The sequence below is a fragment of the Arthrobacter sp. JSM 101049 genome, from assembly GCF_041679245.1.
Lineage (GTDB): Bacteria > Actinomycetota > Actinomycetes > Actinomycetales > Micrococcaceae > Arthrobacter_H.
Window position 1 is genome coordinate 524,885 of the sequence record NZ_JBGFFC010000002.1, and the last position, 19,748, is coordinate 544,632.

Here is a 19,748-nt window from a genome sequence, read left to right on the forward strand (position 1 = left end):
CGCAGCATTAAGCCCTGGCCAGCAGGCCGAGCCCGGACAGGGCCTCCAGCACGTCATCGGTGGTGACCGCCAGCAGTGCCGGATCGGGGGTTGTGGCGAAGGTGTCCCCCACGCGGAGCTCCGCCCGGGTCAGCACCCGGTGGGGGCCCTCCGGTGGACCCCAGGACTCGGGAGGCGCCGGTCCGAACAACACCACCGACGGCACGCCGTAGGCGGAGGCCAGGTGGGCCGCGCCCGTGTCCGCCGAAACGACGCAGCAGGCGTCGGCCACCAGGGCGGCGAAATCGCCCAGCGGCAACCGCCCCGCGAGCACGTGGGACGTATCCAGTCCGGCGGCCCGGGCCACGGCGAGCGCCCGTTCCCGTTCGGCAGCGCTTCCGGTCAGCCTCACCTCGTGGCCTGCGCCCCCCAGTTCGCGGACCACTGCGGCGAACCGCTCCACGGGCCAGTGCCTGCTGGCATACGCGGCCCCGGGATGCACGATCGCTGTGCCGGGATGCACGGTGGGCTGGGGTGGACGCCGCAGGGAAAGGTCCGTGGGATCTGCGGCGATCCCGTGCCATTGCAGCAGCCGGCACCAGCGCACCCGTTCGTGCTCGGAGGCATCCCACGCAGGTCCCGGCCGGTCGACGGCACCATAGGCAATCAACCGGCGCGCATCCAGCGCCTCGATCCTGGCCCTGCTCTCCGCGCCATTGCCGTGGAGGTTCACCGCCACATCCACGTCCCCGGGCCGCCTGGCAATCGGCTCGTCGAGACCGTGCGTTTCGAGCAGTCCGATGCCGCCCACGAGTTCGACGACGGGGGCCAGCCATGACTGGGCCGCATAGGTAATGCGGTGGTCGGGAAAGGCGCGTCGCAGTGCCTTCAGTGCCGGGACGGCGACCAGCAGATCGCCCAGCTTCAGGGCACGCAGGACCAGGACCTCGGGGACGTGTGCTTCCATTCCCCCATCCTTGCGTGTCCAGCGGGCAGGGCGCCACGGATCACGCCGGCAGGAGAAGAAGTTCCCGGCGAAGTGATTAGGCAGCGGTGCCACGGGTACTTCTCCGGTATGGGCACATTGACGGATTTCCCCTCCGTGGTCCTCTTCGACCGCGACGGCACCCTCATCGAGGACGTCCCGTACAACGACGACCCGCGACGGGTGCGTCCCATGCCCCATGCTGCGCAGGTGGTCGCCCGCCTCCGCGAAGCGGGGATCCCCTGCGCGGTAGTCAGCAACCAGTCGGGCATCGCCCGCGGCCTGCTCACCCGCAACCAAGTCGACGCGGTCAACCGGCGCGTGGACGAACTGCTGGGCCCCTTCGACGCCTGGATGGTCTGCCCACACGGACCCGAGGATGGCTGCCAGTGCCGCAAGCCGGCTCCCGGATTGGTGCTGCAGGCCTGCCGGCAGCTCGGTGTCGACCCCGCCGATGCGGCCGTCATCGGCGACATCGGGGCGGACCTGGGCGCCGCTGCCGCCGCCGGGGCCCGGGGCGTGTTGGTTCCCACACCCATCACCCGCCGTGAGGAAATCGCCGCCGCTACGCTAGTGGCGCCCGACCTCCCTGCGGCGCTGGCGCTGCTGGGCGACCTGCCCGGGATCCCCGTCGACATGAACGAAGGTGCCGGCAACCCGAGTGTGGGGAGCCGGTCATGAAACAGGTCCTCGTCGTCCGGCTGGACTCCGCCGGTGATGTGCTGCTGAGCGGGCCGGCGGTCCGCGCGGTGGCCCAGCATCCCGCCGAGGTCACCTATTTGTGCTCGCCCCAGGGCCGGGCCGCCGCCCAGTCGCTGCCCGGTGTCTCGGAGATCTTCAGCTGGGCCAGCCCGTGGATCACCGCCCCGGCCCCCGCGGCCACGCCCGGCCATCTGGACGCCCTCACCTCCTTCCTGGCGGACCGGCGCTTCGACGAGGCCATCATCCTCACCTCGTTCCACCAGTCCCCACTGCCGTTGGCCCTGCTGCTTCGTCTGGCCGGATGCCCCCGGATCACCGCCGCCTCGGTCGACTTCGCCGGCTCTCTGCTCGACGTCCGCCTCAAACCCGGAGAGGACTTCCCGGAAGACCAGCCCGAGGCCGTCCGTGCCCTGCAGATCGCCGAAGCCGCCGGCTATGCCTTGCCGGCCGGCGACGACGGCGCCCTCGCGGTGCGGCGTCCCCCGGACGTGACCGACCTGGTGGGCGAGGAACCCTACGTGGTCGTCCACCCGGGGGCGGCCGTCCCCGCCCGCGCCTGGCCCCCGCTGCACCATGCTGCCCTGGTCGAGCTGCTGGCCGGGATCTCGCGTCGGGTCGTGGTGACCGGCGGCCCGGCAGAACGCCAGCTCACGGCCACGGTCGCCGGCGTCGACGGGGTGGACCTGGGCGGTCAGACCGACTTCCGCACGCTGGCCGGCGTCCTGAAACAGGCCGAGGTGGTGGTCACCGGGAACACCGGGCCGGCGCATCTGGCCGCGGCCGTCGGCACGCCGGTGGTCAGCTTGTTCTCCCCCGTGGTCCCGGCCATCCGCTGGGCCCCCTACAAGGTCCCCCTGGAGCTGCTCGGCGACCAGTTCGCCGCTTGCCGGCTCACCCGGGCCAGGGACTGCCCCGTCCCGGGCCACCCGTGCCTGGCCGATGTGGCCCCGGAGGAGGTCCTGGCGGCGATCGACCGGCTCGAGGCGCGCGTCCACCCGCCGCCGCCCCGGCTCGATGCGGTGAACGCGGCGGCATCATTCGGCGACGACCTGGACGAAGGGAATTGATCGTGAGGATACTCATCTGGCATGTCCACGGCGGGTGGATGGACTCGTTCGTGCAGGGCGGGCACCAGTACCTGCTGCCGACCACCGACGCACGCGACGGTTGGGGCCTGGGCCGGGGCGGTCGGGACTGGCCGTCCTCCGCCGTCGAAGTCGCCCCCGGCGACCTGGCAGACCAGCCCCTGGATGTCGTCGTCCTCCAACGCCCCGAGGAGCTCGACGAAGTCGAGCGGCTCACCGGACGCGTGCCCGGGCGCGACCTGCCGGCCATCTACCTCGAGCACAACACGCCCAAGTCGGGCCACGTGCCCAACTCGGTGCACCCGCTGGCCGGACGCCGGGACATCCCGATCGTGCACGTGACCCATTTCAACCGTCTGTATTGGGACTGCGGGACCAGCCGGACCGAGGTCATCGAACACGGCATCGTGGACCCGGGACTGCAGTACACCGGCGAGACCGCGACGCTGGGCCTGGCCATCAACGAACCGGTCCGCCGGTGGCGGGTCACCGGCACCGACCTGCTGCCCCGGTTTGCCCAAGTGGCCCCGCTGGAGGTCTTCGGCATCGGCGTCGAGCAGCTGCCCGGCGCGGTGGACATCGCCGCCGACCGCCTGCTCATCGGCGGTGACGTCCCGCCCGGGGAGCTGCGTCGCCGGCTGCCCCGCTCGCGGGCCTACCTCCACCCCTTCCGCTGGACCTCGCTGGGCCTGGCCCTGCTCGAGGCCATGCACCTGGGCATGCCCGTCATCGTGCTCGGCGCCACCGAGGCCTTCCGCGCCGTCCCGCCGGAGGCCGGGGCCGTGTCCTCCGACGTGGAGGAGCTCGCCGCGATGGCCAGGCGGCTGGTGCACGAACCCGAAGAAGCCAGGGCCCGGGGCCTGGCCGCCCGCGAGTTCGCCCTGCGGCACTACGGGCTGCAGCCGTTCCTGGACGCCTGGGACCAGCTGCTCACCGACATCTCCGACGTCCACGAGGCGGAATTCCTGACGGAAGGATCGACACCATGAAAATCGCGATGATCTCCGAACACGCCAGCCCGCTGGCCGCCATCGGCGGGGTCGACGCCGGAGGGCAGAACGTGCACGTTGCCGCCCTGTCCACCGCCCTGGCCCGCCGCGGCCACCAGGTCACGGTCTACACGCGCCGCGACGATCCGCAGCTGCCCGAGCGTGTGCCGGTCTGCGAGGGATTCGAGGTCGTGCACGTGAACGCCGGTCCGGCATGCAGCATGTCCAAGGACCTGATCCTTCCGTACATGTCCGACCTGGCCCAGGGGGCCGCCGCAGATTGGGCCGCCGATCCGCCCGATGTCATCCACGCGCACTTCTGGATGTCCGGGGTAGCCGCGCTCGAGGCCGCCCGGGCCGGGGCCCGGGACATCGCCGTGGTGCAGACATTCCATGCGCTGGGGACCGTCAAGCGCCGCCACCAGGGTGCCGGGGACACCAGCCCCGTCGAACGTGCCTGGCTCGAGGCCTCCGTGGCCCGCTCGGTCGACGCGATCGTGGCCACCTGCTCCGACGAGGTGTTCGAACTCAAGGCCCTCGGTGCCGAGGGATCGCGCATCTCCGTGGCCCCCTGCGGCGTGGATCTCTCGCTGTTCACCGCCGACGGGCCCCGCGAGGACCGCGGCCAGGCGCACCGGGTCGCGGCCATCGGCCGGCTGGTCCCGCGCAAGGGAGTGGACCTGTCCATCCGGGCCCTGCACTGCCTGCGCGAGCGCGGGGTCTCCGACGTCGAACTGCTGGTGGTCGGCGGATCCGGCGCCGCCGATTCGCTGGACGACGACCCCGAGGTCGCCCGGCTGCGCGCCCTGGCCGCCGAGCTGGGCGTCGCCGACCAGGTCGTCTTCCGCGGCCAGCTGCCCCGCGAGGACATGCCCGCGATGCTGCGCAGCTGCGATGCGGTGGTCTGCACCCCCTGGTACGAACCCTTCGGGATCGTGCCACTGGAGGCCATGGCCTGCTCGGTGCCGGTCGTGGCCAGCAGCGTCGGCGGCCTCATCGACACCGTGCTGGATGGGGTGACCGGCCTGCATGTGCCCCCACGCGACGAGGCAGCCCTGGCCGATGCCCTGGCGCAGCTGCTCGCCGACCCCGAGACCGCCACCCGCTTCGGCGCGGCCGGCTGCCAACGCGCCACCGCCCGCTACTCCTGGGACCGGATCGCCGCCGACACCGAGAAGGTGTACCGGCAGCTGGCCCGCTCCGCGAGCGCACCCCAGCTCAGCCAAGTGATTGGACGTGCATGATGAAGAACCCCCGCACCCCTGTCCTGGACGCCACGACGGCGCCCCCGTCCCCCGCGTCCCGTCCCTCGACTCCTTCGTCGGTGGCGCCGATGTCACCGCGCGTCGAGCCGTACGACGGCGGAACCCGGGCCACCGTCTTGGCCCACCTGGACGAGGTGGTCCCGGCTCTGGAATCGCTGCGTTCCTCCGCCGGCACCCTGGCCCGTTGGGGGGCCGTCCTGGCCGCGAAGCTCAGCGCCGGGCACCGGCTGCTGGTGGCCGGCAACGGCGGTTCGGCGGCCGAGGCCCAGCACCTCACCGCCGAACTGGTGGGCCGGTTCGACGGCGAGCGCGGGGCGTATTCGGCGATCTCGCTGCATGCCGAGACCTCCGCGTTGACCGCCATCTCCAACGACTACGGCTATGAGAAGGCCTTCTCCCGGCAGGTCCGCGCCCACGGCCGCGACGGCGACGTGCTGCTGCTGCTGAGCACCAGCGGGACCAGCGCGAACCTGCTCCACGCCGCACGGACCGCCCGGTCCTGTGGTCTGGAGACCTGGGCGCTGCTGGGCACTGCGGACTGCGAGCTGGCCAGGCTCTGTGACGACCTGGTTGCCATCGACGGCCCCTCGGCGAACGTGCAGGAGTGCCACCTGATGGCCGTGCATGCGCTCTGCCGGGTCTTTGATGCCGAGGTGCGCTCCATGACCGGCGACGGGGGGTGGCCGGCATGACGATCGCCGTCGTCGGGGATCTGCTCCTCGACCATGACCTCGTCGGCGAGGCGACCCGGCTCAGCCCGGACGCCCCCGTGCCGGTGGTCGACGTCGACGACTCCACCTACCGCGCCGGCGGGGCGGGCCTGGTGGCGCGCATGCTCGCCGCCGACGGCCACGACGTGGTGCTGGTCGGCGTGACCGGCGACGACGCCCCGGCCGGGCGGCTGCGGGAGGCGCTACGGGGCATCCGGCTGGCCACCGGGCCCTCCGGGGCGCCCACCCCGGTCAAGACGCGGATCCGCGCGTCGGGCCAGGCGGTGGTGCGCGTCGACGAGGGCTGCGCCCGACCCGGCGTCCCCGGCGCGACACCCCGGATGCTCGAGGCCATCGCTTCCGCCGACGCGGTGGTCGTCGCCGATTACGGCCGCCGGCTGCTCGAGAACGACGACGTCCGCGACGCCCTCGAGGCCGCGGCCACCCGGGTGCCGGTGGTCTGGGATCCGCACCCCTCCGGCGCCGCGCCGGTCCGCGGCCTGGCCGCTGCCACCCCGAACCAGGCCGAGGCCCTGGCCTTCGGCTCCGCCGGCGATGCCGCGGGCGCCGCCACGGAACTGGCCGGCCGGTGGGGGTGCCCGGTCGTAGTGACCCTCGGCCGGCACGGGGCCCTGCTGCACCACGGCACCGGGTCCGGGCAGCGGATCCCGGCCCCGGTGATCGGCACCACCGACCCGTGCGGCGCCGGCGACCGCTTCGTGGCATCGCTGGCCGTCGGCCTCGCCACCGGGGCCGCCCTGCAGGATGCGGCGCAGGAGGCCGTCCAGGTCGCGGCCCGGTTCCTGGCCGATGGCGGGGTCTCGGCCCTGCACCGGCAGTTCCCGGTGGTCACCGATGCCGGCAGCGCCACGCCCTCCGCTCCCCACGATGCCGGCACTCCCGGCCCGGGCGGTACCCAGGGTCCCGGCGGCACCGGTGCCGCGGACGTCTGGGAGACGCTGGCGCAGGTCAGGGCGGCGGGGGGCACCGTGGTGGCCACGGGCGGCTGCTTCGACCTGATCCACGCCGGGCATGCCAGGACGCTGCAGGCGGCCCGGGCCCTGGGCGACTGCCTGGTCGTGCTGCTGAATTCGGACGACTCGGTCCGCCGGCTCAAGGGGGCCGGCCGGCCGATCATCTCCGCCCACGACCGCTCCGAGCTGCTCTCCGCCCTCGGCTGCGTCGACGCGGTCCTGCTGTTCGAGGACGACACGCCCGTGAACGCCCTGGAACAGGTCCGCCCGGACATCTGGGTCAAGGGTGGGGACTACGAGGCGGCCGAGCTGCCCGAGACCCCGCTGATCGCCTCCTGGGGCGGCCGGTCGGTGATCGTGCCCTACCACGTGGCCCGTTCCACGACGTCGCTGGCCGCCGCGCTGGCCAAAGTCGGCTGACCCGCCGGCCCCTTCACACTCCCCCGAGCGCCCCGCCCGGGGACAGCACACCCATTCCAACGACCACGTCAGGAGCATTGATGACGAACGCACCGCAGACGAACGCACCCCAGCAGTACAACCCCGGCCGGGTCCTGGTGACCGGCGGCAGTTCCGGGCTCGGCGCCGCCGTCGTACAGGCGGTGGCCGACGCCGGTGGAACACCGGTGGTGATCGACCTGCAGCCGCCCGCCGACGGCGCCACGGCCTTCATCCAGGTCGACGTGACCGACCGGGAGGCGGTCGCCGCCGCCATCGAGCAGGCCGCCACCGAGCAGGGCGGCCTGGACGCCGTCGTCACGGCAGCGGGCATCGACCGGTGCGGCAAGCTGGACGAGGTCCCCGCCGACCAGTGGGAGCTTGTGCTCGGGGTGAACCTGCTGGGCACCGTCTCGGCGGCCCGGGCCGCGTTGCCGCACTTGAAGGACAGCCATGGCCGGCTGGTGACGATCGCCTCGACGCTGGCGCTGCGCGGGGTCTCCGACGCGACGGCCTATTGCGCCTCGAAGTTCGGCGTGCTCGGTTTCAGCCGCGCCCTGGCCGCGGAAACGGCGGGGCAGCTGGGGGTGACCACCATCATCCCCGGCGGCATGGACACGCACTTCTTCGACGACCGGACCGAGCAGTACCGGCCGGCGGACAATTCGCAGCTGAACGACCCCTCGCGCGTGGCGGCCTCGATCCTCTTCGCCCTGTCGCAGCCCGCCGGGTGCGAGGTGCGCGAGCTGCTCATCTGCCACGAGGGCGAGGACTCCTGGCCGTAAACCCCGTTCCAGCTGACGGCGGCACCCGCCCGTGTCGCCGTTACCCGGCAGCCGGTGTGGCGGTCTTCCGGGACAGATGCGTGAGGTCCTGGACGTCCGCGTAGACAGCGGCCACATCCACCTCGGCGGTGAGCGGGAAGACGTGCTCGCAGCGCGGGGCGTTCCAGCCCACCTGCGTGACGTCGACGCCGCACTGCGGGCACCGTGTCACCCAGCCGAGGTGCACGCGGTGCCGGCTGCGCTCGAACGGGGCGGCCATGATCAGGTTCCCGACCCAGAAGATGCCCACGGTGGGCGCCCCGACGGCCTGCGCAAGATGGCGTGGGCCGCTGTCGTTGCCGACCATCACCGTGCACGAGGCCAGCAGGCCGGCCAGCCCGCCCAGCCCCAAGGAACCGGCGAGGACGTGGACCCGCTCGGCGGCGTCGGGGGCGTCGGCACCCACCAATGAGCGGATCTGCCGCGCTAACCCGGCCTCGGATTCGTCGCCGACCAGGAACACCTCGTAGCCGTCGGCTGCCGCCTGCCCGACCAATGGCGCGAAGGACGACGCCGGCCACTTCCTGCGCCCGTCCGTGGCCCCGGGGTGCACCACCAGCCAGGGCGCGGCCGGGTCGGCCCCGACGGCGGCGGTGGCCGCCCGCGCCTCGGCGCGGTCGGACTCGGTAACCTCCAGGACGGGGGCCAGTGCGGTGGTGGCCGCACCCGCCAGGCCGACGACCTCCAGGGCGCGGAGCACCTCGTGTTGGTAGTAGTGGTAGGGCACGGTGCGTTCGAGCTGCGGTGCGTCCTCGGTGGCCGTGCCGATGGTGTGGCGCGCCCCGAGTTCGAGCAGGAAGCCGTTGGAATAGCGTCCGCCCCCGTGCACCTGCACGGCGAGGTCGAAGGACCTGGCCCGCATCCGTTCCTGGAACCGCGCGATCTCCCCGGCGTCGTCGTGCTCCTGGTCCGCCGGACGCGGCCTGACGCCCTCCGCGTGGGGCAGCACCACGACCTCGTCCACCGGACCGGGCCGGCCGGCCAGCAAGGCGGCATGGATGGGGGTGCCCAGCAGCGTGATATGGGCGCCGGGGTAGGTCTCGGCCAGGGCGGTGATCGCCGGCATGGCGAAGAACAGGTCCCCCAGCCCTCCCCCGCGCAGCACGGCGATGCGCTCCACGGCGGCGAACTGCTCTGCAACGGGTCCGACGGCGGTGGGCAGCATGGGTGGCTCTCCTCCCCTTCCACAGGTCGTGTTTTCGGGTCGTGTTGTCCGGTCATGTTTTCCGGTCATGGTTCCGGGCCGCGATGACAGCGATCGGCGGGTCCCGATGTCCCACCACCCTATAAACGGTTCACCGGCTGGTGGAAGCAAAAAGGCGCCCGGCAACTTCCCCGACACCGTCCTGTCTGAAAGCGCGGCCAGCGGGTACTAGGAACAGTGAGGGCCGGTTCAGACCGCCGGCCGACACGGATCACCAGACCACCAGGAGGAAGACGATGCCCACCGCCCCGGCGCACCCACCCGAGACCGCCCAGGGATCCATCACCATCCTCGACCCAGCCACCGGTGTCCCGGTCGGCACCCTTGAATCCGCCAGTGCCGAGCAGGCCAGGTACGCCCTGGGCCGGGCCCGGAAGGCGTCCGCCGGCTGGGCGGCGACGGCGCCGGCCGAACGCGGCGAGCTGCTCCATGCCGCGGCCCGCGCCCTTGAGGACGCGGCCGCCGAGCTGGCCGAGCTGAACCAGCGCGAAACCGGCAAACCCCACGCCGATGCGCTGGGAGGGGTGCAGGCCGGGGCCGCCACGCTGCGCCAATATGCCGAACTGGGCCCCTTGCACCGCGGGCACAGCCTGCGCGGTGGCCAGCAGGCCATGGATTACACGGTCACGGTCCCGCGCGGGGTGGCCGTGCTGCTCACCCCGTGGAACGACCCGGTCGCCGTGGCCTGCGGCCTCATCGGTGCCGCCCTGGCGACGGGCAACGTCGTCGTGCACAAGCCCAGCGAACGCTGCCCCCATGTGGGGCGGCTCATGGGACGGCTGCTGGCCGAGGTGTTCCCACAGGACGTCGTGGTCACGGTCACCGGCGGACCCGACACCGGCCAGGCACTCGTGGAGGCCCCGGAAACCGATGTCATCGGGCACGTCGGCTCCACCGCCACCGGCGAGCGGCTCGCCCGGCTCGCGGCGCTGACCGGCGCCCACCTGCTCCGCGAGAACGGTGGGAACGACCCGCTGCTCATCGACGAGGGCATCGATCCGGCGTGGGCCGCCGACCAGGCCGCGCTGGGATCCTTCGCCAATGCCGGCCAGATCTGCACCTCGGTGGAACGCATCTACGTCCACCGCTCCATCGCCGAGGCATTCTGCCGGGAACTCACCGAGCGCGCCCGTGCACTCAATGCCTCCGGTGAGCTGGCACCGCTGGTGGATGAACGCATGCGCCAGGAGGTCCACGACCAGGTCACCGAGGCGCTGGAGCATGGTGCGCGGGCCGCCGAGGGCGGTTCCATCCCGGAGGGGGCCGGGGCCCGCTACCCGGCCACGGTGCTGCTCGACTGCACCTCGAGCATGCGCATCATGCAGGAGGAGACCTTCGGCCCGGTGGCCCCGGTGACCGTGGTCGACGACTTCGCCTCCGGGTTGCGCGCCGCATCGGCCGGGCGCTACGGGCTGGCCGCGACCGTGCTGACCGGCAACCTGACGCACGCCCAGGAGGCAATTGCCACCCTGCCGGTGGGCACGGTGAAGGTCAACAACGTCTTCGGCGGTGCCCCGGGCGGCGCCGCCCAGCCACGCGGGGCCAGCGGTGACGGCTTCGGCTACGGCCCCGAGCTGCTCGACGAGTTCACGTTCGTGAAGGTCGTCCACGTCGCCGAACCCCGCGCGGTGGCACCATGAGCGCGCAGCCGGGCGGCCGGCAGGCCCTGACCCCCGACATCCCCGATCTGCTCGTCCAGGCCGCCCCACGGGTGGTCGTCGTCGGCGACGTCATGCTCGATGGCTGGTGGCACGGGGACATCGAACGCTTTTGCCGGGAAGCCCCGGCCCCCGTCGTCGAGGTGACCAGCCGCCAGTACGCGCCCGGTGGCGGTGCCAACACCGCCGTCAACGCAGCCCGACTGGGCGGGCGCGTCTCCCTGGTGGGCCTGGTCGGGCAGGATGCCGCCGGGGACCGTCTCACCGGCCTGCTGGAGGAGGCGGGCGTCGCCACCACCGCCCTGTTGCACCACGCAGAGGCGGCGACGACGACGAAGGACCGCATCATCGGCGGCGATCAGATCCTCTTCCGCCTCGATGACCAGGCCCCCACGGCCCCAGCCGCCGCCCTGGACGAGTTGGCGGCCCGCATCCCCGGCGCGGTGGCGGGCGCAGACGTCGTGGTCGTGTGCGACTACGGGTCGGGCATGCTCACCGGCCCCGTCCACCAGGCCCTCCGCGCGGCCCTGGCCGGACGCGAGGCCAGCCAGCTGGTGGTCGTCGACGCCCATGACCCCCGCCCCTGGGCCGGCCTGGGTCCCGACCTGGCCACGCCGAACGCCGCCGAGGCCCTGGACTTGCTGGGGCTGGGCGCCGAGCGGGCACCCGACCGGGCGGCCGTGTTCCGGGAGCACCGGGACCGGCTGCTGGCGGAGACGGGGGCCAAATCGGTGGTGGTCACCCTGGACCAGGACGGGACCGTCTTCCTGCCGGCCACCGGCCCGGAACACCGCACGTGGGCCCGCCCGGTGACAGAGAAGCAGGCCTCCGGTGCCGGTGACACGTTCGTGGCCTGCCTGGCCGTGGCCACGGCGTCGGGGCTGGCACCGGATGTTGCCCTGGAGCTGGCCCAGGCGGCGGCAACCGTCGTCGTGCACCGGCCGGGGACCTCGGTCTGCAGCGCCGCGGACCTCGCGGCGCATCTGGGTGGCAGGCACCCGGGCCATGTCGACGCCGCGGCCCTGGCCGCCGCCGTGGAGCGCCACCGGGAGGCCGGGGAGAGCATCGTGCTGACCAACGGCTGCTTCGACGTGCTGCACCGCGGGCATACCCGCTACCTGGAACAGGCCAAGGAACTAGGCGACGTGCTCATCGTCGCGTTGAACAGCGACGATTCCGTCCACCGGCTCAAGGGCGAGGGCCGGCCCATCAACCCGCTCCCGGACCGGGCCGCGGTCATCGGCGCCCTGAGTTGCGTGGACTACGTGACCGTCTTCAAGACCGACACGCCGATCCCCCTGATCCGGTCGCTGCGGCCCGACGTCTATGCCAAGGGCGGGGACTATACCGAGCAGATGCTCGACGAGTCCGCGGCGGTCCACGAGGTCGGCGGCGTGGTGCGGATCGTGGACTACGTGGCGGACCACTCCACCACCGAGGTGCTGCGTCGCATGCGTGGCCCCAACGCCTCCCCGGCGGAATCTGGGAGCTGAGCGTGGCCCCTCGAACTGGTCCACCCGAGGGTCCCGACGACACCAGCGCGCCGGGCCCTGCACCGCGCATCGACGTCCTGATCCCCACCTACGGACGTGAGGCGGAGCTGGCCGTGACCTTGGCTGGCCTGGCTGCACAACAGGGGCCGGGGTTCGGCATCGTCGTCTCCGACCAATCGGAAGAGCGCCCCTGCCTGGAGGAACCGGCGGTGCGGGCGATGATCCGCATCCTGCGCTTCCGGGGACATCCGGTCCGGGTCGAGCGGAACCTCCCCCGGCGCGGGATGGCCCAGCAGCGCAGCTTCCTGCTGGGCTGCTCCACGGCAGAACGCGTGCTGTTCCTGGACAACGACGTCTGGCTCGAACCGCTGACGCTGCAGCGCCTCGACGAGGCCCTGACGTGGGGCCGATGCGGCTTCATGGGCTCCGCGGTCCAAGGACTATCCTTCCTCGAGGACGTCAGGCCGCACGAACAGGGGCCCCTCGAGTTCTGGGACGCGCCGCCACGCCCGGAAAGGGTGCGCCCCGACACCCCGGAATTCGGTCGCTGGACCCTGCATAATGCCGCCAACCTCGTCCACGTGGGCCAACGGCTACGGCTAGCCCCGGGCACGTGGAGGGCCTACAAGGTGGCCTGGGTCGGAGGCTGCGTGTTGTTCGACCGGGCCAAGCTGCTGGCCTGCGGTGGCTTCGATTTCTGGGACGAGCTGCCGACGGGCCACGCCGGGGAGGACATGGTGGCCCAGATGCGGGTCATGGAGGAATACGGCGGCGCGGGCATCATCCCGTCCGGGGCGGTCCACCTCGAATCGGACACCACCGTGACCGACCGCAGCACCGAGGCGGCCGAGGTCGTCCTGCCGTCTGCCGATGTCCCGGCCGATCCACCTGGCCGGCTCGGCCCTGCCGGTGCCTAGGATTCGCTGGGCTCCGTCGGCTTCTCATCGTCCTCGTCCCGTTCCAAGGAAATATGCCGCCGCTCGAATTCGCGGCTGCTGAAGGTCGCATGGCGCACCGCCTGCTCGTCGTCGAAGCTCGAACCGACAGCGCCGGCGAGGGTGCCCAGCGAAGCAGAGAGCCAGGAGAGGTTGATGTACTCGCTAAAGGCTGCTGGATGGCCGAGTTCGTCGCTGCGACGACGGCTATGACATCACGGACTTCTATGGCGTCGACTCCCGGCTGGGCAGCCTGGGCGACCTCGTCGAGCTGCTCCACGTCGCCCACCACCGGGGCCTGAAGGTCATTGCCGACCTGGTGATCAACCACACCTCCGACCAGCACCCCTGGTTCCAGGCTTCCGGGGCCAGTTTGGACAACGATTTCCGCGACTACTACATCTGGCGCGACACCGAACCGCCGGACACCTCGGACATGGTGGTCTTCCACCACGAGGAGGACTCGATCTGGGAGCACGACGGCGCCACGGAGCAGTGGTACCTGCACCGCTTCTACGCCCACCAGCCGGACCTGAACCTGGCCAACGAGAAGGTCCGCGACGAGATCGCCAAGATCATCGGCTTCTGGCTCGAGCTGGGCTTCGACGGGCTCCGCGTCGACGCCGTCCCGCAATTGCTGACCGCCGGGCTGCAGGACCGGATCGAGAACAAGCGCGGCTTCACGGACCCGCTGGGGTTCCTGCGCTCCCTGCGGCGGTTCATGAACCGCCGCAACGGCCGCTCGATGCTCCTGGGCGAGGTGAACCTGCCTTACACCGAACAGCTCCAGCTCTTCGGCGGCGACGATGCCTTGGGACTGACGATGATGTTCGACTTCGAGCTCATGCAGCACATGTACCTCGCCCTCGCCCGCCAGGATGCCGGCGAGGTGGCGGCAACGCTGCGGCGGCGCCCGCCCATTCCCGACGATTCCCAATGGGTGTGTTTTGCCCGCAACCACGACGAGTTGACCCTGGACCAGCTCTCGGAGGATGAGCGCGAGGAGGTCTTCGCGGCCTTCGGCCCCGAGAAGCGGATGCAGGTCTACGGCCGCGGCATCAAGCGGCGCCTGCCACCCATGCTCTCGGGGGACCTGCGGCGGATCAAGATGGTCTACTCGCTGGTCTTCTCGCTGCCGGGCACCCCGGCGCTCTACTACGGCGAGGAGATCGGGATGGGCGAGGACCTCGACGCGGACCGCCGCATGGCCGTGCGCACTCCGATGCAGTGGTCGGACGGGCGCAACGGCGGATTCTCCGAGGCCGACCCGGACCAGCTGCCCGACGCCATCGTCCAGGGCGAGTTCGGCCCGGAGAACACCAACGTCGAAGACTCCAAGCGCGAGCCGGAGTCGCTGCTGAAATTCGTGACCGCGCTGACCCGGCTCTACCGCGAATGCCCCGAGTTGGCCTGGGGCAGCCTCGAGGTCCTGGAACAGCCGGTGCCCTCGGTACTGCTGCACAGCTGCACGTGGGAGGGCTCGAGCATCCTGTTGGCCCACCACCTTGGCGACCAACCCGCCATCGTGCCGATTTCACTGCAACACGAGGCACCGGGGACGGAACTGGTGGACCTGTTCACCGGCGAGCGCACCTGCCTCAATGACCACCGCAACGCAACGATCGACCTGCCCGCCTATGGCTTCACCTGGCGACGCATCCACCGTCCCGAACCCCGGGAAGGGCTGCTGCCAGATGTCTCCACGGCTGTCCCGCGCAGAAAGGAATGACGCCATGCCCTCCTCCCCCGCCCACGATCCGGATTGGTGGCGGCAGTCCGTCGTCTACCAGATCTACCCGCGCAGCTTCGCCGACCACGACGGCGATGGCCTCGGTGACCTGCGCGGGGCCACCTCGCGCATCCCCTACCTGGCGGAACTGGGCGTCGATGCCGTCTGGTTCAGCCCCTTCTATCCCTCCCCGCTGGCCGACGGCGGCTACGACGTGGCCGATTACCGCGACGTCGATCCACGTCTGGGCACGCTGGAGGACTTCGATGACCTCGCCACCGCAGTGCACGACGCCGGTCTGAAGCTGATTGTCGACATCGTCCCGAACCACTCCTCGGACGAGCATCCCTGGTTCCAGGACGCGCTGGCTGCCGGACCGGGTTCCCCGGAGCGGGACCGCTACCTCTTCCGCGACGGCACCGGGCCGACCGGCGACTCCCCGCCGTCGAACTGGTCCTCCCACTTCGGCGGCAGTGCCTGGACGCGCGTGACCGAGCCCTCCGGCGAACCGGGACAGTGGTACCTGCACCTGTTCTCCCGGGAGCAGCCGGACTGGAACTGGCAGAACCAGGAGGTCCGCCAGGACTTCCTGCGCACCCTGCGCTTCTGGGCCGACCGCGGAGTCGACGGCTTCCGGGTGGATGTGGCGAACCTGCCGGCCAAGGACATGAGCGAGCCCTTGAAGAGCCAGTCGGGGGCGGTTGACGACCTCACCCCGGAGGAAGGCAAGTCCCCGACCTTCGACCGGGAGGAGATCCAGGAGATCTATCGCCACTGGCGGGAGGTCTTCAACGAATACGATCCGCCGCGCAGCGCCGTGGCCGAGGCCTGGGTGCCGGCCGAGAAGCGCCTGATCTACGCCGAACCCGAGGGCCTGGGCCAGGCCTTCAACTTCGACCTGCTCGTCGCGGACTGGGACGCGAGCCAGTTCCGATCCACCATCGCCGAGAACCTCACCCAGGCGCGGGTCGCCGGAACGTCCTCGACCTGGGTCTTCTCCAACCACGACGTCGTACGCCACCCCAGCCGCTACGCCGTGCCTGCGCGCACCGATCTCGATGCCTGGTTGCTCACCGACGGGACCGATCCCGTACCTGACCCGGAGACGGGGTTGCGCAAGGCCCGTGCCGCCACCTTGCTGATGCTCGCCCTGCCGGGATCGGCTTATCTGTACCAAGGCGAGGAGTTGGGCCTGTTCGAGGTCGCCGACCTGCCGGCCAATGCGCTCGAGGATCCGATCTGGCAGCGCTCCGACCACCAGCGCAAGGGCCGCGACGGGTGCCGCGTGCCGCTGCCCTGGACCACGGATGGCGAATCACTGGGCTTCGGACCGGGCGGGTCCCACCTGCCCCAGCCGGAGTGGTTCGCCGACCATGCTGTCGAGTCGCAGAGCGGGCAGGATGGCTCGAACTTGGAGTTCTACCGCCAGGCGTTGCGGCTGCGCCGCGAGCTGCAGGGCGCCGAGGACATCTTCTGGCCCGAGCACACCCAGGCGGGCATCGTGGACTTCGTCCGGCCCGGCGGCTGGCATTGCCTCACCAATTTCCGCCAGGACGGCGGCGTCCCGCTGCCGAATGGCGAGGTGCTCATGGCCAGCTCCGAGCTGCCCGGCGACGGGACGCTTCCCGCGTCCACAACGGTCTGGCTCCGGCACTAGGGACAACGTCCTGCCACAGCAACCGTCGTGCCCAGCCCATCGGCTACGGCGCCCGGCCGCAGCCATCTCGGCGATCGCCTCGGCCGCGCGCCGCACCGTCATATTGCGGTGCAAGGTCTAAGGCCGGTCGGCGGCGCCGGGCCCGATCAGGAGCCTGTTGCCAAGGACTGAACCATCTGGTTAGGTGGGAATCGGTTCAGCAGAGGGCCACCCGATCGATGATTGGAGCCTCCTTGCGCTGCATCTTTCCCCCCAAGACCACCTTCCGTGCAACAGGCCATCTGTTGAGTGCCGACCTGTCCGTCGCTTCGGACCGAGGGGAGATGGCCTGAGCCATGACCATCGTCATCGAGAACAACCGCGAGCAGCTCCAGTACCAGATCTTCAAGGCCGGCGACCTGGCTGGATTCGTGCAGTACAGCATGTCCGGCAGCGACATGTGGGTCTTGTACACGTCCATGAAACGACACTTCAAATCAGCCGTGCTCGCTGACATCCTCATGCACCACGTGCTCTCGGACGCCCATAGCAGCCGCTTGGCCGTCCTGCCGTTCTGCCCGGCCCTGCGCACGTTCATCGCCGAACATCCGGAGTTCGCGAACCTTGTCCCGGCCGAGTGGCAGCAGCGTGTCCCCGCGCTGGCCCATGCCACGCCCGGCGGCGAGATGAAGGCATCCTTGGACTTCGTGCGCCTGACGGGCTCCCGCCGGTCACGGCTTCAGGAAACCACCTTGGACTCTCCCGATGTCGCCGAATACACGGGAAGCATACCCGTTCAGGTCCCGGAAACGGACCCGGGGGCTCCCGGCGTCGCCGCCCAGCGGTCCGGGGGATAGCCTGAAATTCCGGGGCCGACGCACGCAGCAGACCAACACCACAACCAGCACCACGACCAGCGCGTGGGTTTGAAGGCAACGATCCAAGCCGATCGGGAGGAACCGTGACGGAGAACCAGCACCTCGACACCGAGACGGTGGCCGGGCACCTGCAGAAGTTCATCCTCGACAGCGAACAGACCCTGGATTTCCTGGGCCGGTTGGCCGTCCACGCCTCGGGAGCGCTCTCCCGCAACGGCGCACTCATCCACTGCGGCGTCACCCTGCTGCGCGAACGCCGTGCCGCGACGGCAGCCAGCAGCAGTCCCGAGGCGCAGCGCATGGACGAGGTGCAGTACAAGTACGACGAGGGGCCCTGCCTCAGTGCAGCGCGCGACGGCGTGGAATTCCACGCCCCGGATCTGGCAGTCGAGACCCGGTGGCCGGAATACCTCCAGGAGATCCAGGACGCGGGGATCCGTTCCATCATGGCGGTCCCGATGGATTTGGCCGGCGAAGCCCTGGGCGCCCTGAACTTCTATGCCGAGGCGGTCCACTCCTTCGACGACTCGACCAGGGCCCAGGCCCTGGCCTATGCGGCACAGGCCGCCGACAGCATCCGTTTGGCGGTGCGGATTGCGCAGCAGATGGACACGCTGGAGGACCTCAAGGCGGCCATGGCCTCGCGCACGGTCATCGATGTCGCCGTCGGCGTCGTCATGGCGCAGAACCGCTGCAGCCAGAATCAGGCCTTCGCAATCCTCCAACGTGCTTCGAGCACCCGGAACCTCAAGCTCCGCGACGTGGCAGCGAAAGTGGTCGGTTCCATCGCCGCTGAAGACGTGGTGACCCACTTCGACAGCTGACCCAGCGCCCGCGCGCCCTGGCCGTGGTCCCGGGCAGGAGTGTCCGGAACATCGCGCAGGTTCCCCGAGGAAAGGAACACCGTGATCCCCACCCTCCGATCCCCCGACCAGTCCTTCGCCTTCCTGCGTGAGGGGTATTCCTTCATCGGTGCCCGGTGCGACCGGCTCGGGACAGATGCGTTTTACGGTCGGCTGCTCGGCCGCAGAACGCTCTTCCTGCGCGGGCCTCTGGGGGTCGAACTGCTGTATGCCCCCGGCGCCTTCCCGCGGGCCGGCGGCCTCCCCGCCTCGGCCGTCGCGTTGTTGCAGGACCGCGGCAGCGTCCAGCGGCTCGAAGGTCAAGCGCACCGGCACCGCAAGGACCTGCTCGTCCGCCTGGGATCTGCCGATCAGGCCGAGCGGCTGGCCGATGTTTTCGAGCGGTACTTCGCCGCGGCCCTGGCCCGCTGGAAGCAGTCGGACGGCATCCGCCTGCATGACGAGCTGGTCGTCCTGCTCGGCCTCGCAGCCCAGGAATGGGCCGGGCTCCCCACCCACCCCGACGCGGAACGACGGGCCCGCGACCTGGGTGCCATGATCGAGCAGGCCGGGTCGGTCGGACCGGCGAACTGGCTCGCCCGGATCCGCAGGGCGGGCACGGAACGCTGGTCCCGACGCGTGGTGCGGGACCTCCGCAACGGGCAAGACGACGGAACCCCCGTAGGCGCGATCGCCCACCACCGCGACGAATCAGGCCAGTTGCTGGACGAGGCGACTGCCGCCGTCGAGGTGCTGAACCTGCTGCGCCCGATCGTGGCCGTCGCCCGGTTCATCGACTTTGCCGCCGTGGAGCTCGACCGGGATCCGGCATGGCAGGAGCGGTTCCGCGCCGGCGACGATACCGCGGTGCACCATTTCGCCCAGGAGATCCGCCGGACCACCCCGTTCTTCCCGGCCATCGCCGGAGTGGCGGACCGCGAGTTCACGTGGGACGGGACGACGGTGCCTGCGGGAACGCGGACGGTCGCCGATTTGTACGGCACCGATATGGATCCGCGCTTGTGGCCGGCACCGCGGCACTTCGATCCCCGGCGCTTCCCTGGCCAGAACGGAGTCGCGAACCACCTCGTCCCACAAGGCGGCGGCGATGTCCACACCAGCCATCGGTGTCCCGGCGAGGACCTGACCCTGGCGCTGCTCGAACGCTCCATCGTCCTGCTGTCCCGGGCCAACGTCCACCTGCCGGCGCAGGACCTCAGCGTCAACATGCGCCGGATGCCGGCCTTGCCGGCCAGCCGGGTCGTTGCCCGGTTCCCCTCCCCCGGCCCGGGGCCCTCCTCCACCTCGCTGGAGGGACACCGGGTCGGCCCGGATTTCATCCCCGGTGCACGTCCGTCCCGGCCGGCCGGCCCCCACCCGAAGCATTGACCTCTACGGGGACGGCGCGGTTGACTGCAGGCA

General features: G+C 71.1%; 17 protein-coding genes. 15 read left to right on the plus strand and 2 right to left on the minus strand.

Annotation, left to right across the window (positions count from 1 at the left end; all coding sequences use genetic code 11):
- Window positions 1-7 precede the first annotated feature (7 nt).
- Window positions 8-946: a glycosyltransferase family 9 protein gene (locus tag AB8M85_RS07600; protein ID WP_372698168.1), complete on the minus strand. Its 939-nt coding sequence runs from the start codon at window positions 944-946 to the stop codon at window positions 8-10.
- A gap of 108 nt (window positions 947-1,054) precedes the next feature.
- On the opposite strand from AB8M85_RS07600, the gene AB8M85_RS07605 reads away from it, so the two are divergent.
- The 7 genes from AB8M85_RS07605 (at window position 1,055) to AB8M85_RS07635 (ending at window position 7,912) form a co-directional block, all read left to right on the plus strand.
- Window positions 1,055-1,645, plus strand: coding sequence for a D-glycero-alpha-D-manno-heptose-1,7-bisphosphate 7-phosphatase (locus AB8M85_RS07605; protein WP_372698169.1), 591 nt, complete (start codon window positions 1,055-1,057; stop codon window positions 1,643-1,645).
- Window positions 1,642-2,733 carry a glycosyltransferase family 9 protein gene (locus tag AB8M85_RS07610; protein WP_372698170.1) on the plus strand — a complete coding sequence of 364 codons (1,092 nt, stop codon included), beginning with the start codon at window positions 1,642-1,644 and terminating at the stop codon, window positions 2,731-2,733. Before AB8M85_RS07605 ends, AB8M85_RS07610 begins: the two co-directional genes overlap by 4 nt.
- 2 nt (window positions 2,734-2,735) lie before the next feature.
- Window positions 2,736-3,740 (plus strand): glycosyltransferase, encoded by a 1,005-nt coding sequence (locus AB8M85_RS07615; protein WP_372698171.1) that lies wholly within the window; start codon window positions 2,736-2,738, stop codon window positions 3,738-3,740.
- Window positions 3,737-4,984, plus strand: coding sequence for a glycosyltransferase (locus tag AB8M85_RS07620; protein WP_372698172.1), 1,248 nt, complete (start codon window positions 3,737-3,739; stop codon window positions 4,982-4,984). Before AB8M85_RS07615 ends, AB8M85_RS07620 begins: the two co-directional genes overlap by 4 nt.
- A gap of 89 nt (window positions 4,985-5,073) precedes the next feature.
- Window positions 5,074-5,697 (plus strand): SIS domain-containing protein, encoded by a 624-nt coding sequence (locus AB8M85_RS07625; protein ID WP_372698551.1) that lies wholly within the window; start codon window positions 5,074-5,076, stop codon window positions 5,695-5,697.
- On the plus strand, window positions 5,694-7,109 hold the full coding sequence (locus AB8M85_RS07630) for a PfkB family carbohydrate kinase (RefSeq protein ID WP_372698173.1): 1,416 nt from the start codon (window positions 5,694-5,696) through the stop codon (window positions 7,107-7,109). Before AB8M85_RS07625 ends, AB8M85_RS07630 begins: the two co-directional genes overlap by 4 nt.
- 80 nt (window positions 7,110-7,189) lie before the next feature.
- On the plus strand, window positions 7,190-7,912 hold the full coding sequence (locus tag AB8M85_RS07635; RefSeq protein WP_372698174.1) for an SDR family oxidoreductase: 723 nt from the start codon (window positions 7,190-7,192) through the stop codon (window positions 7,910-7,912).
- A 40-nt stretch (window positions 7,913-7,952) separates the two neighbouring features.
- Here AB8M85_RS07635 and AB8M85_RS07640 read toward each other — a convergent pair whose 3' ends face one another.
- Window positions 7,953-9,116 (minus strand): glycosyltransferase family 9 protein, encoded by a 1,164-nt coding sequence (locus tag AB8M85_RS07640; RefSeq protein WP_372698175.1) that lies wholly within the window; start codon window positions 9,114-9,116, stop codon window positions 7,953-7,955.
- Between the two features lie 275 nt (window positions 9,117-9,391).
- Between AB8M85_RS07640 and AB8M85_RS07645 the strand changes: the two genes are divergently transcribed.
- From AB8M85_RS07645 to AB8M85_RS07680, 8 genes are all read left to right on the plus strand, one after another.
- A complete protein-coding gene (locus AB8M85_RS07645; RefSeq protein WP_372698176.1) occupies window positions 9,392-10,795 on the plus strand; it encodes an aldehyde dehydrogenase in 1,404 nt (467 codons plus the stop codon).
- Window positions 10,792-12,306: a D-glycero-beta-D-manno-heptose 1-phosphate adenylyltransferase gene (rfaE2, locus tag AB8M85_RS07650; protein WP_372698177.1), complete on the plus strand. Its 1,515-nt coding sequence runs from the start codon at window positions 10,792-10,794 to the stop codon at window positions 12,304-12,306. Before AB8M85_RS07645 ends, rfaE2 begins: the two co-directional genes overlap by 4 nt.
- 2 nt (window positions 12,307-12,308) lie before the next feature.
- Entirely contained in the window at window positions 12,309-13,223 is a 915-nt protein-coding gene (locus AB8M85_RS07655; RefSeq protein ID WP_372698178.1) for a glycosyltransferase family 2 protein, read from the plus strand.
- 193 nt (window positions 13,224-13,416) lie between these two features.
- Window positions 13,417-14,970 (plus strand): alpha-amylase family glycosyl hydrolase, encoded by a 1,554-nt coding sequence (locus AB8M85_RS07660; RefSeq protein ID WP_372698552.1) that lies wholly within the window; start codon window positions 13,417-13,419, stop codon window positions 14,968-14,970.
- Window positions 14,936-16,627 carry a glycoside hydrolase family 13 protein gene (locus AB8M85_RS07665; RefSeq protein ID WP_372698179.1) on the plus strand — a complete coding sequence of 564 codons (1,692 nt, stop codon included), beginning with the start codon at window positions 14,936-14,938 and terminating at the stop codon, window positions 16,625-16,627. The genes AB8M85_RS07660 and AB8M85_RS07665 overlap by 35 nt, the downstream gene beginning before the upstream one ends.
- 335 nt (window positions 16,628-16,962) lie before the next feature.
- Window positions 16,963-17,463, plus strand: a complete 501-nt coding sequence (locus AB8M85_RS07670; RefSeq protein WP_372698180.1) for a GNAT family N-acetyltransferase — start codon at window positions 16,963-16,965, stop codon at window positions 17,461-17,463.
- A 104-nt stretch (window positions 17,464-17,567) separates the two neighbouring features.
- On the plus strand, window positions 17,568-18,308 hold the full coding sequence (locus tag AB8M85_RS07675; RefSeq protein WP_372698181.1) for a GAF and ANTAR domain-containing protein: 741 nt from the start codon (window positions 17,568-17,570) through the stop codon (window positions 18,306-18,308).
- 81 nt (window positions 18,309-18,389) lie between these two features.
- Window positions 18,390-19,715, plus strand: a complete 1,326-nt coding sequence (locus AB8M85_RS07680; RefSeq protein WP_372698182.1) for a cytochrome P450 — start codon at window positions 18,390-18,392, stop codon at window positions 19,713-19,715.
- The last annotated feature ends 33 nt before the right edge of the window (window positions 19,716-19,748 follow it).